At 39.3% G+C, this 16,660-nt stretch carries 12 protein-coding genes and 1 pseudogene; 6 read left to right on the top strand and 7 right to left on the bottom strand.

The features are described from left to right. Positions 1-174: 174 nt before the first annotated feature. Positions 175-1,341: an FAD-dependent oxidoreductase gene (locus B3P23_RS02630; protein WP_293924302.1), complete on the top strand. Its 1,167-nt coding sequence runs from the start codon at positions 175-177 to the stop codon at positions 1,339-1,341. A 36-nt stretch (positions 1,342-1,377) separates the two neighbouring features. After that, positions 1,378-1,863: a hypothetical protein gene (locus tag B3P23_RS02625; protein WP_293924300.1), complete on the top strand. Its 486-nt coding sequence runs from the start codon at positions 1,378-1,380 to the stop codon at positions 1,861-1,863. 23 nt (positions 1,864-1,886) lie between these two features. Here the strand turns inward: B3P23_RS02625 and B3P23_RS02620 are convergent, their stop codons facing one another. Continuing rightward, positions 1,887-2,102 carry a hypothetical protein gene (locus B3P23_RS02620; protein WP_260948657.1) on the bottom strand — a complete coding sequence of 72 codons (216 nt, stop codon included), beginning with the start codon at positions 2,100-2,102 and terminating at the stop codon, positions 1,887-1,889. A gap of 6 nt (positions 2,103-2,108) precedes the next feature. Continuing rightward, on the bottom strand, positions 2,109-3,137 hold the full coding sequence (locus B3P23_RS02615; protein ID WP_293924298.1) for a hypothetical protein: 1,029 nt from the start codon (positions 3,135-3,137) through the stop codon (positions 2,109-2,111). 280 nt (positions 3,138-3,417) lie between these two features. Between B3P23_RS02615 and B3P23_RS02610 the strand changes: the two genes are divergently transcribed. From B3P23_RS02610 to B3P23_RS02595, 4 genes and pseudogenes are all read left to right on the top strand, one after another. After that, a complete protein-coding gene (locus B3P23_RS02610; protein ID WP_293924297.1) occupies positions 3,418-4,491 on the top strand; it encodes a sensor histidine kinase in 1,074 nt (357 codons plus the stop codon). Further along, positions 4,488-5,204, top strand: a complete 717-nt coding sequence (locus B3P23_RS02605) for a LytR/AlgR family response regulator transcription factor (protein ID WP_293924295.1) — start codon at positions 4,488-4,490, stop codon at positions 5,202-5,204. Before B3P23_RS02610 ends, B3P23_RS02605 begins: the two co-directional genes overlap by 4 nt. 679 nt (positions 5,205-5,883) lie before the next feature. Continuing rightward, positions 5,884-6,306 (top strand): annotated as a pseudogene (locus B3P23_RS02600) (DUF4385 family protein). Between the two features lie 467 nt (positions 6,307-6,773). Further along, on the top strand, positions 6,774-6,965 hold the full coding sequence (locus tag B3P23_RS02595) for a DUF2306 domain-containing protein (RefSeq protein ID WP_293924294.1): 192 nt from the start codon (positions 6,774-6,776) through the stop codon (positions 6,963-6,965). Between the two features lie 194 nt (positions 6,966-7,159). On the opposite strand, the gene B3P23_RS02590 is transcribed toward B3P23_RS02595, so the two are convergent. The 5 genes from B3P23_RS02590 to B3P23_RS02570 form a co-directional block, all read right to left on the bottom strand. Further along, positions 7,160-8,026 carry a DUF4982 domain-containing protein gene (locus tag B3P23_RS02590; protein ID WP_293924292.1) on the bottom strand — a complete coding sequence of 289 codons (867 nt, stop codon included), beginning with the start codon at positions 8,024-8,026 and terminating at the stop codon, positions 7,160-7,162. Between the two features lie 117 nt (positions 8,027-8,143). Continuing rightward, the gene (locus B3P23_RS02585; RefSeq protein WP_293924291.1) at positions 8,144-9,658 is read right to left on the bottom strand and encodes a sugar-binding domain-containing protein; all 1,515 of its coding nucleotides are present in this window, start codon (positions 9,656-9,658) and stop codon (positions 8,144-8,146) included. Between the two features lie 26 nt (positions 9,659-9,684). After that, on the bottom strand, positions 9,685-11,586 hold the full coding sequence (locus tag B3P23_RS02580) for a family 43 glycosylhydrolase (RefSeq protein ID WP_293924289.1): 1,902 nt from the start codon (positions 11,584-11,586) through the stop codon (positions 9,685-9,687). A gap of 109 nt (positions 11,587-11,695) precedes the next feature. Further along, positions 11,696-13,411, bottom strand: coding sequence for a RagB/SusD family nutrient uptake outer membrane protein (locus B3P23_RS02575; protein ID WP_293924288.1), 1,716 nt, complete (start codon positions 13,409-13,411; stop codon positions 11,696-11,698). Positions 13,412-13,423: 12 nt separating this feature from the next. After that, positions 13,424-16,513 (bottom strand): SusC/RagA family TonB-linked outer membrane protein, encoded by a 3,090-nt coding sequence (locus B3P23_RS02570; RefSeq protein ID WP_293924287.1) that lies wholly within the window; start codon positions 16,511-16,513, stop codon positions 13,424-13,426. Between the last annotated feature and the right edge of the window lie 147 nt (positions 16,514-16,660).

The following is a 16,660-nucleotide window of genomic DNA, read 5'->3' as shown; positions in this document are numbered from 1 at the left end:
ATTGCTATTGTACTGTCCCTGACATGGGGCGTTTGCTGCCTAAAAAGACGGGAATGCCGAAAATAAGCTTAGGTCATTTGACTGTCTAAAAAGCCGTTTACGACTATTTTTAAGCCTTATTCAATTATTATATTCGGTACAGTCTAGATAATTTTGTGTTATCAAAATGAAAAAATGATGTCATTGAAAAATAAAATAATAGCCGTTGTTGGAGGTGGTCCTGGTGGACTGATCCTTGCCAGATTGTTACAGATGAAGGGGTATAAGGTAAAAGTGTATGAAAGGGATAAAGACCAATATGTGCGACAGCAAGGTGCCACCTTGGACTTACATGAGGAATCGGGACTGAAGGCCTTGATTGCCGCTGATTTGTTAAATGAATTTAAAAAACACTATCGTCCCCATGCCGATAAACTGCGTTTAACCGACCACAATGCGGTGATACATGTTGACGATCATACGAGTGGAACACCGGTAGAGACAAGCGGAGCTTCTTTCCGTCCGGAAATTGACAGGGGACCATTCCGCGATCTGCTTATTGCTGCTCTTGAAAAAGATACCATGGTCTGGAATTCGAAATTTGTATCGATGCAGCCCCTCAATAATGGGTGGAATATCTGCTTCGATAATGGCAGTGCAGTGTACGCTGATCTGGTCATTGCTGCAGATGGTGCAAATTCAAAACTTAGAAAATACCTCACCAATATTGATCCAATTTATTCAGGCTTAACCATTGTAGAGGGAAATATTTATCATGCAGCCACCCATGCGCCGGAACTCTGGAAACTGGTTAAAGGGGGAAAAATATTTGCGCTGGGAATGGAAAAAAGCATTATTCTAAGTGCAAAAGGCGATGGATCACTATCCTTTTACACCGGAACTAAGGAAAGAGAAGACTGGGTAAAAACTTCGGGTATCAACTTTGAAAACAAGCAGGAAATATACGATTGGTTTAAAGAGCGTTTTGCCGATTGGGGGAGTGAATGGCATGAACTATTTGAAAGTGATGACAGTTATTTTGTCCCACGTCCGCAATATCACTTTCCTCCCGACCAGCAATGGGAAAGTTTGTCGAACCTAACGATGTTGGGTGATGCAGCACATCGTATGCCTCCCTACGCTGGTGAAGGGGTAAATATGGCTATGTTGGATGCACTGGAACTCGTAGAACAACTTACAGCACCAGATGTCAGCGACACCAAAACGGCTATTTCAAAATATGAAAGGGCGATGTGCCAGCGTGCTGCCGAAATCACTGAGGTGACGCTGCAATCTATGGAAAATATGCATTCTAAAGAAGGTCTGAAATTTTTGGTAGATATGTTTCGCCTGATCCACTAATCAAAACTCCTTCACAATTTCATCCAATTTTAAAATATGAACATTAAAATTTTTGTACTGCATATGGCTATTGTGATAAGCAGCGGATTACTGTTTGTGAACCTGTATCATTCTTTCGTTGATGCGCCCAATTGGGGTCACCAGCTTCCGCAATCTATTGATGTTGCCAGAAACTATTTTGCTTTTAAAAGTCCGGCTGATTTTTTCAAATTCAATGCGCCATTGGTACACATTATCGGTATCAACTGCGTTATTCGATTTTGGAAAACCGACAAGAAAATACGTTGGTATCATGTGACCGCATTAGTCGCAATCCTATTGAACGACTTACTTACCTTCGTATTTTTCTTACCCCTAAATGAGATTCTTTTTGGGGATATGCAAGATATAACATTAATTCAAAAAGCCTTCCATCAATGGAGTGTACTCAATTGGTTTCGGTCATTTGTTTTAGCAGTAATGCCTGTAATGTATAGTTTATCACTGAATAGGTATTTGCAAATGCTTTTGAAGGGTATATAGCTGGAAGAGTAATCTCTTTATCGTCATTCTAGCTCTTGGCAACGAAACCCTAACTTGGAGAGTAAACTTATCATATATTCACTGCTGGGAATATTCCCCTCTACCCGAAGTACCTGATCGCAATCCTCCAGGTCAACGGTCACGATACTGTGAGGAAATAGCGAGCAGATGGCTACACGGATATGATTGACCTGAGTTACATTTTCTATATCTGTACTGAAAATCTTTACGTTTCGCATTTTAAATTATTTAATATATGATTTGGCTAACATTTTCTTTGCAAAAGGATTGAAGGAAATTCCTAAATTAAAATAAGCGGTGGGCTTCGCAGCGATTTCTAACCACTCTTTACTAAACGTTTTCTCTTTTTCAAACAACCGGCTGATAGCTATCCATTTTGCTCCTGTTCGGGCGGTCAATATGAGATAATCTCCAATCAGGTGTTCATATATCAACCCATTATCAAGTTCAATCTGTCTGTATTCATATCTCTGCGAAGGCATCTGCTCATTTATATTGTATGGATAAAAACCGTTTCGGTCAAGTTCTGTTCCCAGCGAAATTCTGCCCCGACTCAAGACCTGCTTTCGAACAAGCAACTGCTTAGGCATCATCAAATCAATCATCATCCCGTTAGTCAATTTACGTTCATACGTAATCATTGGAAGCAAAGGTAGTTCCGTACTCGGATCCACATTCACCAAGATACCGGCCATTAATTTCGTTTGCTTATCCGCTTTAAGCACAATAGTACCAATGGCTAATCCTTTTAGCCTTTCAAAATGTTTCGCGCTTCCGTCAACAACGAGACTGGTATTTAAAACGAAGGGTTTATTGAATATCTTGGAAACATAGGTGAAGTTGAGAGAAGTGGAATGGTACGTAAAATCATCCTTCACGGTTCTCATAAGCCCGCTAGATGGTATTGTAAAGTTATTTTCAGCAGTGATATACCGATATGAAAAAGTTGCTCCTAGTATCAACTTCTTCTTTGCTAAAAAATACAAATTGGCATTGGCTTTTATCTGATGATAGGTAGAAACCTTGTTCTCGGAAAGGGTGACGCCATCTCTTTGAGGTGTGTATCTATAAGGAGCGACTTGACTGAATTCAACATGGAAAGGTCGAACCATAGCGAATTGCCGAGAGGCATAAGCCAAAGCATTACGCCTCATATTGGTCGTATCCTGAAGTTTTTGCTTTTGCGATAGTGTATCCGCAGTTTGTGATTGTGCCTTTGAGGATAAAAAACACAGCACAGCCAACAATATCATTTTTTTTATTATTTCCATATACTCAAGGTGCTTTTGAAATGGAGGAGAATTTCAATTTTACCACCTCCAAAAATCCTTTATTACGATAATATTCTACAAAGAAACTAATAAGGAGGACTGGGACTTTTTTAATTATACCAAGCCTGCCAGAAATTATACAAAAAACTCCTGCACACAATTTTCGTATAAAAACGAGGTTATTTTGTATAATAATAGATGTATAGCGCAAGGTTTGAGCGTATATTTGTTATACAAACACAATAATCCATCATGTTTTGATATGAATAGTAAGCCTAAAATGAAGGTCATAAAAGTAAGCCACTTTATGGTGGAAAACCGATACAGGTTGGCAAGACATCTGTGTCTATTGACAGGCGTTTTGATATTGCTGGCATTTTCCTATTGGATAAGGGATATTCCAAGTCCATATCAATATTATAATCTCGCCACCGTGTATACAGGTATGATGATGATGAGCTACGCAAATATTTACATACTTGTACCTCGATTATTTTTCAGGGGACATTATATTGGTTATTTCATCCTGTTGTTCTTATTGGTATTTGTTTTTTTGCTTTCAATCTCTTGGCTACTTCGGCAAATTCCATCCGACATAAATTTCGAAAAGTCAACAGATTCTTATCGTACGGGATTTTATGACGCACTGATGTCCTTAATCCCTATTATCTTGGTGACCACGATGATTAAGCTTTTTCAGCGATGGACGTTGGATAATGCGGAAATCAACGAGTTAAAAGATAACTCTGTCGCCATCGAGATGGATATACTCCGAAATCAGATATCACCGCATTTCCTTTTTAATATGCTCAATGGGATCAAAGTCACGATGCGGACCGACACGCAAAAGGCCGAGAGTATGATTTTCAAATTATCCGATTTTTTACGCTACCAGTTGTACGAGAACACGGCGGATAAAACTTTTTTCAAGTCAGAATTAAATTTTCTCACCAATTTGATCGAGCTCGAAAAAACCAGACGTGAAAATTTTAATACCTCCATTACTACAGATATCCCTCAAGAGGAAATCAATACCCTATTAATACCGCCCAATTTATTTACTATTTTTGTAGAAAATGCGGTTAAACATAGTGTATCTATCGGGCTGGAAGAGTCCTATATCAACATTCACTTTGAAAAAATAGACAACAGGCTATGCATCACTTGTGCCAATTCAAAAGATCCTGTATACAGCAATAGAATGAACAAAAAGCCAGGGGGCATCGGACTAGCAAACATACGGCGGCGGCTGGAACTCCTCTACGGAGATGACTGCCGACTTCAAACCATAGACGATGATTATAATCATACCGTCAAACTAAGTATACCCTTATGAATTATATAGTCATAGAAGACGAGCCTTTGGCAAGAGCTGAAATGGAAACCTTGATACTGGAGGTGTCGGACCTGGAGCTATCGGGTAGCTTCTCCAATGTGCCTGCAGCACAATTATACCTGAAAGACCAAAAAGTTGATCTGATATTTTTGGATATCGAAATGCCTCTGATATCAGGGATAGAATTTGCAGAAAACCTGCCTAAGGAAACACTGGTGATTTTCACCACCTCTTATCCGCAATATGCTTTAAAAAGCTACGAATTGGATGCGATTGATTATTTGTTGAAGCCGATTATAAAGACCAGATTAGCTAAAGCCATAGAGAAGGCAAAATTATACCATCAACTACTCGCAAACGATCAACAAAAAAACGTAATAGCATCTAGCACTTCCGAATTTATATTAATCAAAGCGGATAGAAAATTCCATAAGGTGATGTATGCCGATATTAAATTTATTGAAGGGCTAAAGGATTATGTCGTGTTGCATACCACATGTCAGAAACTGATCACTGCAATGAACCTAAAGACCATCCATCTAAAAATCCCCGAAAGCATTTTCCACCGAGTGGGTAAATCTTATGTGGTCAACGTGAATCATATCGCCTCTTTCGATCATCACACTATCTATCTGGGAGAAGATGAAATTCCACTGGGTGAAGTATATAAAGAATCTTTTTTTGAAAGATTTGGGGTTAATCTTAGGAATTGATCTCTATGTTACACGCCCTTAAAAAATTGATTTTATTTTCCAGTTTATTGAGCCGATTTATTGTAATTTGCTTTTCTTACTAATTCATCAACATTTGATAAGTCAATAAAGTCAAAATGAACATTAGGATTCCTTATTATTCGTTGCAATATTTGACATCATCCCATATTGGAGTCAATGTCATGGAAATTAGGACTCATTATAATTTGCTATATCTACAGCTATTATTTTAGGGAAATCGAATTAATCCAATACTATTGGTAGATTTCCCACTACTTAAAGGTATTGTTCTGCAGGTGAATGCTGGAGTCGGTACTGCATTTGCTCGTGGAACTGCGAAGCAATCATGAATGCCATTCAAGTTAAACTTATCATATGTTAAAGAACGGGAATATTCCCTTCTTCACGAAGGAATCTGATCACAATCCGCTAGGTCAAGGGGCACGATACTTTGCGGTAATAGCAAGCAGATGCGTGTGCTCATCATATTTCTTGCTGTCTTGCAATCAAAACGATAAAGTTGTTGAATAATAAATGGAAACAGCAATTTGGATCATCATGTTTTTATCAAAAAATCGATAAAACGAATTGCAAATCTGTTTGTTTGTTCATTGCGATGAGCAATGACAAACCAAGCTATTTAAATTTCAGATCTGCAGATTATGTATGAAAGCCAGACATTAATTATCGGTTACACCCAGAAAAATATCAAGTTGGAAAAGCGGAACTGGGCGTATTGATCTGTGAACCCTACAAAACGAAGATCGGAAAGTTTTGGCGATTTAAAAACTCAGAAATTGCCATGGAAAGTTCAAATAAGATTTTTGCAATGTTTATTAATTATCTAGAACATGGTGATTTTGTGGGTGCAGATATGGCAAGGAAACATCTGCAGATGGGTTTTACTAGGGCTAGAAGGTATTTTAATTATAAAGGCAGTAAAAAATATGATAAAGAAAAGAACTAACAGCAACTGGCACGCGGAACCAGAGATCCTGAGAAAAAAATGGCCGCTGATATATTTTATAAAAAATGGAAAGAGGCAGAAGCCAATCAGAAGTATACCAATCTAAAGGTCAATTGGAAAAGACAGTTTGGATAGGCTAAAAACAAAATAAGAGTATCTCAAAATTTTGAATTGCTGATGTATCTGAAAAAATATATAATATGCTATGATTGTATTTTGGTTGATTATATAATAATCAAACTTGGCACAAAAAATGTAGCATAACAAATTCATAAATTAGGTTAATAATTGGTTAGATTAAAAACGCTTGAATTTCTCAGATTCAAGCGTTTTTTTGTTATGTAATTATTTAACTTGTCTTAACACTCCTTGGTTAAAAAGCACCTACTAACCTTTCCGTATTTTTAGGACTATAGGTTCGAGCCCATTGCCACCACTAACACAGAAGAAATGAAGAAGTTCATAAATACAAAGATAAAATAGACGCAAAGGTATAGATAGATATAGGTAAACTACTTTTATATAAATTTTTTATCTCTTACTTCGTTTTTCTATTAAATTTATGGACATAGCTATCCATTAAGGGGAATGTAGAAAAGAAGATGATTTATAGCTATGCTCTTTGTTTTTCTGCCGTTACTTTACGGATTTGGCTACTAATATTTATAACTTTTTTCCAAAACTTTATAATTGCTTATATGATTGTTTCATGGTTATGTTGGGTTCCAAATTTATTGGTAGCATATTTTATAACTGCCCGATTTGCTAAATCCATTCATTCGCGGAATGTTTAATCTTCCTCCTTTTTAAAATTAATGCTATTTGAAGCTGTACAACCGTTAATGCAAATCTTTCAGAAACAGTGACTCTGCCTATCTATTTCATAACTCTGGATCTAATACCAAAACAAGAAAATATGAAACAGGCAAAAACAGATCAATACAGCAGAAGAGGATCCATATACTGATCCTCTTCTGCTGCATACATCTTAGTTAATGGTGTATTGTACACGTGCTGATTTTAACCAAGGTGCGGTAAATCTTACGTCAATCTGATCTCCTGATTTTCCGGATGCTTGAATGTAGACAATCATTTTGCCATGATAAACTCGTTGTTTATTATCTGTATAATCTCCCATGTCAGCATTGTTTCCTGCTTCCATACCCAATAGTTTTCCATTTCCAACGATATCACATGTGATCTCATCTTCGGAAAGCACCACCGGGATACCCTGCTCATCAACAATCTGTAAAGCAATTTGAATAACGCCATCATGGTGTACCTTAGGATCTCCAACTCGGGTGGATTGGATAGCTGCTGGACGCTGACTTGACTGGATAGCATGTCGCACGATTTCTTTGTGATCTTGATCTAATCCAACAACTTCAAGCCTTCCTGCTGCATAAGGGATATCCCAAAAGATAATTCCCGATCGATCATCATAGGTCTTTTCTTGGCCTACAAGTTGTCCATTTAATTCCAGTCGTGCATGTGCACTATTGGTATAGCAGACCACTCTTATCTGTTGTCCTTCTTGATAATTCCAAATTGGCCAAGCATCCATCGAAGGTGCTTCATTTTTGCGTTTTCCTTCTTCTGCCTCTAAAGCGGACCAGACATCTGTCGCTCCTGCGCGACCGCTCAATGGATATGTTCCTAGATAAGCGGTGGGTGTATCTGACCATAAAGCTTTACGAAAGTAACCGCGAGGCTTGATAAATCCGGCAAAATCCAACAAACCTGAATAAAACCCGCGTGAAGGCCACCTTCCTGACTCTCCTAAATAATCTATGCCTGTCCATAAAAACTGTCCAAATATATACTCTTGGTCGCGCACAGCCTGCCATGCTGCCATATCATGCCTATTTTCACTACCGAAAATAATACGTTTTGGATAGCGCTGGTGATCTTCCTGATATTTGCTTTCGGTGTAATTGTACCCTGCAATATCAAGTGCTGTTGGATATGCTGTTTAATTAGACATCGCGACTCCTGCCAAGCCCGCTGTAACCGGTCTACTGCTGTCATATTTTTTGACGACTGCTACCAGTTTTTTAGCGATATCACCTAAGCGCATGGCGTCTGGAGCATCTTTTTTATATCCTCCATAAGAGGCCTGGGTAAAGCCGCCCTCCGTTTTCTCTCCTCCAAGAATGGGATGTGAATAGGGATCGTTGGGATAATCGACTTCATTGCCTATACTCCAGGCAAAGATCGAAAGGTGATTTCGATCTCGTTTGACCATATCGGCCAGATCTCTTTCTCCCCACTCTTCAAAAAAATCGTAGGTTCCCTGAAAACCGGGTGTGCCAAAATTCCAACCTTGCAACCATTTTCTTTTAGGAAACTCCCATTCGTCAAATGCTTCATTCATGACGAGTAAACCCAGTTCGTCACATAAGGTATAAAGGGAAGTGGCCTGCGGATTATGACTGGTCCGAATGGCGTTGACACCAAGTGATTTTAAGGTGAGCAATCGTTGTCTCCACACCTCTGGATATACTTCTGCGCCTAAGACTCCGGCATCATGATGAATACAGACTCCTTTTACTTTCATCCACTCTCCATTTAAAGCGAAACCTTTGTTGGGATCGAATGTGAAGGTACGGAAACCGGTCTTGACTTCGGACTGGTCGATCAACTGACCGTTTTGCCAGATCGTGGTCTTCAACGTGTACTGTACCGGATTGGCCAAGCTCCATAGTTGTGGATTTGCAACAGAAAGCTGTTGCTGAATGGTGGCTCTATCAGATGCAGCTAATGTTAGCTTATGCGATTTCTGTGCTACGATTTTGCTATTGAGATCGATCAACTCTTGTTTTATAAAAATGGGACTACTCGTATTTTGACTGTTGACCACGGTGACTTCGCTATGTAAGCTACCTTTTCCTGATTTCAACTCCGGATAGGCGTATACACCCCACTGATCGATATGGATGGGATTGGATTTTACGATCCAGACATCACGATAAATACCTGATCCGGTATACCAGCGCGAATCTGCACTTTGGCTATGGTCTACGCGGACTGAAACTGTATTGGTTTTTCCAAACTCGATATAGGGTGTAATGTCGTACGAAAATGAAATGTATCCATTTGGTCGTTTGCCGATTGATTTTCCGTTTATGAAAACTTCACTTCTGTTGTAAACGCCTTCAAAGTAAAGAAAGATTTTTTTACCTTGATCTTCCACCGGTACTGATAATTGTTTTTGATACCAGCCAATACCTCCTGGCAAATAGCCTGTTGCACTTGCTAAGCTTGGGCTCAATGGATATTTGACGCTCCAATCATGCGGCAACTGGACCTTGCTCCAAGCACGATCATGTTGGTCTTTTGAAAGCTGACCGTCGGTATCTCCCAGGTGAAACCGCCACTCTGTATTGATACGTTGTGCGACACCAAATCCTGGCTGGGCATACCCTAAACTGCATCCTATACTTAAGGAAGCCAGTAAAAGGGTGATATTTTTGAATGATTTTATCATGGTACTTTTTTATGCTAAGTAATGTACTAATGTGTGGGAATAACTGGTATAACGGCGCCCCGTGCATCAAAATATAAACGATCCATACACACTTCACGGTTGTAGCCTGCAGCATCGCCCATATTGATACCATCAGGGTAGTTAAACCGGTGATAGAGGATATACCATTCGTCAGTTCCGGGTATCTGTAATACCGAATTATGCCCTGTACCGTAAATACCCTGAGCTGCATCTTTTTGTAATATCAAATTATGTTGTGGAATCGTTATGGGACCATCAGGTGAATTGGATGTTCCATAACGTACACGGTAATTTTCGCTACGGGTATCTTCCTCCGACCACATAAAGTAATAAATTCCATGACGATAAAATACATATATGCCTTCGCGAAAGGTTTTATCAGGTGTAAGTACCTTGACGGTATTTTTCTTAATGGAGATCATATCTTTATTAAGTTCTGCTACGGCAAGATATCCATTTCCCCAGTACAGATAACTTTTGCCCGACTTGGGGTCATTGAATACTGCTGGATCTATCTCTTGCCCTCCTTTTATTCCTGCGGGTTTGAAATCAATCAGAGGTTTGCCTGAATCTTTGAATGGTCCTGTCGGAAGATCGGATACTGCAACTCCTATTTTTTGCGCAGCAGTGAAGTAATAGTAATACTTGTAGTCTCCCTTGATCTTTTTTTCGGTAATGGTAGGTGCCCATGCATGACGGGGTCCCCAAGGCACATCTTTTTTTAGATCTAAAATGACGCCCTCATCCTTCCAGTTTTTGAGGTCTGAAGATGAAAAAGTTTTGAAATAATGACCGCCCCAACCATCAAAGCCATCGCTAGTGGGATAGATATAATATGCGTTGGTTTTATTGGAATATAACACATCAGGGTCAGCATAAAAACCATCTAATATGGGATTTTTCTTAAATGTTAGATTTATTCCTTTTGGTGTCCCCCACTTCGCCGTCAGATTTAATAGTTCTTGTCTTGAAACGGGTATGATGGATCCATGTCTTGGATGGAAATCCATATCGATCTCATGGTCTATAACTTTAAAATGATCAAGGTCTTCGGATACGCAAAACTGATATTTGCCTACTCCATATACATCATACATTAAGATGTACTGATCGGAATGATTTAATTTAAAAACGCTCGATCCTTCTACCGCATCTTTGGTCTGCTGTTTGTAACCGGGCTGTTCTATCCACTTTCCTGAAGTCAGGGAATCTGTTATTGCTAGTTTTATGCCATTGCCATGGCCTTCGGTTTTATAAAAGAGATAGAATAGTCCATTTTTCAATATTATATCTCCATCGATACATGATTTGCCATTTTTGGGAAGATAAAGTACTTTTGGTTCTGCTTCGAAATCTGTAAATTCCTTATTTGCATACGCATAGTAGATAATATCAGCTCCTGCACCATGCTGCATAGACCAATAAACCATATATTTTCCAACTGCCGGATCGAATATGGTCTGTGGTGCCCATACTCTTTTGAGATCTTCTTGACCTTTAAAGCGCTCTTGTATGTCAATGCGCGAATGGCTCCAGTTTGTCAGGTCCTGGGATGTTAAGAGGATCATCCCCCTATTGGAATCCCAACCAGTAGATGAGGTCATATCGGTAATGACCATGTAAAAAGTTTTACCATCCTCTCCACGAAGGATATGTGGATCGCGCACTCCACCTGTTTTGCTGATTTTCTTTGAATCTAGGACTGGCTGATTGTTGTTTAATGCCCGATAAGTATAACCGTCGGTACTGATAGCAAAACATACTGCTTCGTCTTCTACCGCATTTCCTTTGAAATACGCAAATAAATAACCAGCAAAATCTTTGTCTGCAGGACCGTACTTATATCCTTGTGCAAAGACACTTGCTGCAATGTTGATCAATAAGAATGTTATAATTGTAAACCGCATGTATATGATCTGTTTTTCTTTATAAAATAAAATTTAAAGAGATAGGTATGCATGCCTGAAATGTATCATTTCTCAAACATGCATACCTATCTACCTTCAACTAAATGGACTAATAGGATGGATTTTGTTCCAACTGCCCATTTGAAGATAAGATTTCGGAACGTGGTATCGGAAGCCAATAATGTTTTTCCTCAAATGAACGTCCGGAGATGGCTTCTTTGCGTTTATAGACAAAGCCATTTGCATCTTTTGTGATCGTCACACCGTATGCTGGAACATTTTCAGTGACCATCGCAATTTTCCATCGTCTGACATCATAGAAGCGATGTTCTTCAAATGCTAATTCTACACGGCGTTCATAGCGTACATGCTTTCTAAATTCGTCTTTTGATGTTCCGCCGGTTATCGCCGGCATTTCAACTGATGGTCTAGCACGCACTTGATTTAATGCCTGTCTTGCAGTCAGCGTACCTCCAGCTGGAAGAACATCTGGTCCATAGGCTTCATTTGCTGCTTCTGCATAATTCAATAAAATCTCGGCATACCTGAAATAATTCCAAGGCTGGAATCCTGCATTTCCCCAAGGATTTTGCAATGGATATGCGTCATTCATAAATTTACGCAGGTAATATCCTGTTTTGGATGTGTTCCAGTTGTCATTACCCTCTTGACTGTCTTGACCTTTTGGTGTAAAAGTTTCAACAGCGCGTCCTCTGTAAATGGATCCATTGTATAAAATGGTCGCATCAAAACGAGGATCACGATCGACATAAGGATTGTTTGGATTATAGCCGGAAGCGGTGTTTACTGTGCCATCTTCATTGAATGGAACTTGTCCATTTTTCATGGCATACGCATCGACTAAATTTTGAAATGGTGTGTTGCCTCCCCAACCGCCATAACCATTGGGGCCATTGGCGATTTCTAAATGCACATGGTTGGCATTTTTGGTATAATAGCGTGCAAAAATAGTTTCGGGGTTACGATCTGTTAAAAATAATTCTCGATAACCACCTGTAAACAGGCTATATTTATTGAGCGAAATCAAATCCTGCGCTGCTTTTGCGGCGTCTGCCCATGTTCCTGCATTATAAAGTGGACTTGCTGCGTACAGTAGTAATCTGGACTTTAATGCCATCGCTGCTCCTTTGGTCGCTCGACCAGCTACCCAAGTTGCTTGATGATTGTCTGCTGGCAATTTTTCAATTGCTTCATTTAATTCTTTAATGACATAATCCATGCTTTCTTGGATCGATTTTCTTTCAAACAGACTTGCTTTGGTTAGATCATCATTTAAACCGTATACGGTATCTCCCATCAAAACAACACGTCCAAAATTGCGAATCAAATCATGGTATCTGAAGGCGCGTATAAATTGAAGTTCACCTTCGAGATGACGTTTATGTGTTGCGCTCATGGTGATATTGGCCAACACTTTTTTGGCATAATTGCATTCTCTGATACTGCGGTAGCTACGTGCCCAAATTGATCCTGTAGCACCGGTATTTTCAGGGGATAGCTGTCCACGTAGTACAACCCAAGTTGCGTCATCATTGGTGTATATCGATTCGTCTGTGACGGATGACCATAATGAATATTCAAATCCACGTCCAAAACCTGGATTTGTGCCGTCTGCTTCATTGGATATAATTTTCTCCCCCAGATACCTATTCATGATAAAAGCTTCGAGGACTGCAGTATCGCTTTCGATGGCATCTGTAGAGATTCGATCCGTAGCGGTCACTTCCAGCAGATTTTTATTACAGGCGGACAAAATAATAGCTCCTAAGCCTAATAATGCGATATATTTATGTAATGATTTCATTGTTAAACCTTTTTAGAATTTTAAATTTGCACCAAAATTAATTATGCGCTGTTGCGGATAAAACTGACCGCTTCCACTGTTTCCCTCGGGATCGTAATCTTTTACTTTTGTAAAGGTCAATAGATTGAATCCGTTGACATAAAAGCGTAGACCTCCCAATTTTAATCTTGATAATACATCACTTGAAAGTGAATATCCGATCTCAACATTCTTCAATCGTAAAAAAGAGGCATCATTTAACCAAAAGGTATTATTGTACTGTCCGCCACTGACAGCCGAAGATGCTCGGTCAGATACTTTTGGATATGTTCCTTGCGGATTGCCGATGGCATGAAAACGATTGTCTGCCCATGTGCTGTAAAAATTTCCTACGGTACCGGACTCGGGAAGTACATATTGGCTAACCTTGGCTTGACCTGCAAATAAAATGGAAGCATCGAAATTTTTATAGGCCGCATTTAGATTGAACCCATAAGTGATCTGTGGAATGTTACCATATTTTGAACGGTACATATCATCTGCACTGATCTTACCGTCATTATTGAAATCTTCGTAGATCAAATCTCCGATCTGAGCACCTTTTGCTTGAGGTGATCCAGCAAGATCTTCTGTTGATCTGTTGAGTCCTATTGCATTGTAGAGCAAATATGTCCCTAGTGGTCTCCCTGTTTGACGTTGATAGTCAAGGGTACCGCTGGCTTCATCGATGAATATAATTTTGCTTTTTGCGTAAGTAATATTACCTGATGCACCCCAGCTAAAGTCTCCTGATTTTTGATAAGTCAAGGTTCCTTCAACACCTGAACTGTTGACCTTACCGATATTTTCTGAAGGTACAAGAGGTGTGGAACTACTTTCTTTATATGGATTGACGATACCTGATATTGCTGGAATCGATGCATTTCTTTCTGTTAAGATATCTGATCTTTTCTGTTGAAAATAAATCGCTTCAATAGTAAAGTTTTTTAAGAACTGTGCATTCAAACCGATGTCCAGTTTTTTAGATACTTCCCAAGTGATGGCTGGATTTGCTAATTTTGCCAGTTTCACATTGGGCTCGATTTGACTTTTATCGTCCAGCAGTGCAACAAAGCCATTTCCTACTAAGGTATAGTTATCATAGTATTGAAATCCTTTTACATTGTCATTTCCTAAAGTACCATAAGAAGCTCTGATCTTGAGATCATCAAAGAAACCTATTTGATCAGCAAACCAGTCTTCTTTACTTACACGCCAACCTGCTGAGACGGATGGGAAATATCCCCATTTTTTTCCTTCTGGAAATATGGATGATCCATCTGCCCGAAGCTGTCCTTCAAATAAATACTTTTCGCTAAAGTTGTAGGCGACACGGCTAATGATACTTCTACGGGTATAATTTGTACTATAACCCGAATTTAGGTAATCTGTAGCAGCAGATCCTCCTTGTGACAGTTCTGGCAATTTGGTCGACAGATAATTGAAACGCTGCGCATCAAAATATTCTAAATGCCCTTTACTTTGCTCATACCCAACAAACGCACTGATTGAATGTGATCCAAATTTTCGTTCAAAATTCAATTTAATGTTGTTGGTAATCAACGATTCATTTGTGTGGGACTCAGTCAAGGTCGCTTTATTGTTATTTCCTCCTACAATGGATTCTTTATACTTATCTTCTGATTGAATGTAATCATATAAAACATAAGGTACACTGAAGTTTTTGCTAAAATTCATCGATTTATCCACCGAGAGGAAACCGTCTACAGATAGACCTTCTACCCAAGGTAATTTATAACTTGCTCGTAAGATCCCGTTGAACACTTGCTTTGGATTATCTACTGTACCGCCTTTGTCTGTTGCGATTACGGCTGGATTTGTTCCTTCAATACCTCTTGATGGTAATCCATTGGGGTAAAATGCATTTACTGTAGGATATGCACGATAGATGGATCTAAAAATATCTCCAGCCGATGCCGTTGGAAATTTTCTACTTTCCTGTCTTCCGGCGAGGGATAAACCAACTTTTAAACGTTCTGTAACATCTGCTTCTAGATTGGAACGGAAGTTATACTGCTTATATTTTGTCACTCCTTCTTTGAACAAACCATCTTGATATACTGATCCTAGAGACATGAAATAACGAACGTCTTCTTTGCCTCCTGAAACCGATAGATTATGTTGACTTTGAAGGGCGGTATTTTTCAATGTGACATCTGCCCAATTTGTATTGGGATACAAGAGTGGATTGGAACCATCTTTAAACCATTTGATCTGATCTTCGGAATAAATTTGATTCATGCCTCCTGCTTCATTGGTGCCTTGAGCTATCTCATTTCTCAATAGGGCATAAGTGGCCGCATCTGCCATCTTTGGCAATCGGGTTGGGGAACTTAAGCCCAAATTTCCACTATAGGATATGGATGGTTTACCGCTTTTTCCTTTTTTTGTTGTGACTAGAATAACCCCATTGGCGGCACGGTTACCATAGATTGCTGCTGAAGCATCTTTGAGTACGGAGATACTCTCAATATCATTTGGATCTAACCGTTCTAACCCTCCTACTTGCCCGGGTACTCCATCTACGACAACTAGGACATCATTATTTCCTGTTGTTGCTTGTCCACGTACTGTAATTGAAGATCCGTCATATCCGGGTTCACCGCTACGGTTGTTGATGACCACTCCTGAAAAGCGTCCTGCTAGGGAATTAGATAAATTGGGTTGGGGACTTTTAACAAGATCTTTACCTTTCACTTCGGAAATAGATCCGGTTAACGTCGCTTTGCGCTGTGTTCCGTAACCGACAACAACGACATCTTCTAAGACATGGTCATCATTGTCCAGCTGAATCTTGAGATTTGTCGTACCATCTAATGGTATTCTCTGCGTTTTGTACCCAATATAAGATACGACGAGAACACCTTTATTGGCATTCAGTTCAAATTTACCCGACTTGTCTGTGGTGGTTCCATTCGTTCCGCCTTCAACAATAACACTCGCTCCTAGAATAGGCTCATTTGATTTGTTTGTAACCTGCCCCGTAATCTTTCCTTGAGCATATACCAAAGCTGGCGCAACGCTCAACATGGCATAAACAGAAACAATTTTTAGGTTGTTCATAAATAGTTATACTAATTAAACAGTAAATAAATGAATCTAGTCAGCAAATACATCAGGATGGTTAATCATAATTTATATGGGTTATATAAATTGCATCGCTGCGGCTCTTAACTAGATTTATAATTGAATTATAAGGTCAAACTTAGC

It is taken from the genome of Sphingobacterium sp. UBA6320, assembly GCF_002440335.1.
Lineage (GTDB): Bacteria > Bacteroidota > Bacteroidia > Sphingobacteriales > Sphingobacteriaceae > Sphingobacterium.
Note: the sequence above shows the minus strand (reverse complement) of the source record. Positions and strands in the feature narration are given on the sequence as shown.

Coding starts and splice junctions, on each gene's coding strand:
- B3P23_RS02630 (WP_293924302.1), top strand. CDS start 175: ATGATGTCATTGAAAAATAAAATAATAGCCGTTGTTGGAGGTGGTCCT.
- B3P23_RS02625 (WP_293924300.1), top strand. CDS start 1,378: ATGAACATTAAAATTTTTGTACTGCATATGGCTATTGTGATAAGCAGC.
- B3P23_RS02620 (WP_260948657.1), bottom strand. CDS start 2,102: ATGCGAAACGTAAAGATTTTCAGTACAGATATAGAAAATGTAACTCAG.
- B3P23_RS02615 (WP_293924298.1), bottom strand. CDS start 3,137: ATGATATTGTTGGCTGTGCTGTGTTTTTTATCCTCAAAGGCACAATCA.
- B3P23_RS02610 (WP_293924297.1), top strand. CDS start 3,418: ATGAATAGTAAGCCTAAAATGAAGGTCATAAAAGTAAGCCACTTTATG.
- B3P23_RS02605 (WP_293924295.1), top strand. CDS start 4,488: ATGAATTATATAGTCATAGAAGACGAGCCTTTGGCAAGAGCTGAAATG.
- B3P23_RS02595 (WP_293924294.1), top strand. CDS start 6,774: ATGATTTATAGCTATGCTCTTTGTTTTTCTGCCGTTACTTTACGGATT.
- B3P23_RS02590 (WP_293924292.1), bottom strand. CDS start 8,026: ATGGCAGCATGGCAGGCTGTGCGCGACCAAGAGTATATATTTGGACAG.
- B3P23_RS02585 (WP_293924291.1), bottom strand. CDS start 9,658: ATGATAAAATCATTCAAAAATATCACCCTTTTACTGGCTTCCTTAAGT.
- B3P23_RS02580 (WP_293924289.1), bottom strand. CDS start 11,586: ATGCGGTTTACAATTATAACATTCTTATTGATCAACATTGCAGCAAGT.
- B3P23_RS02575 (WP_293924288.1), bottom strand. CDS start 13,411: ATGAAATCATTACATAAATATATCGCATTATTAGGCTTAGGAGCTATT.
- B3P23_RS02570 (WP_293924287.1), bottom strand. CDS start 16,513: ATGAACAACCTAAAAATTGTTTCTGTTTATGCCATGTTGAGCGTTGCG.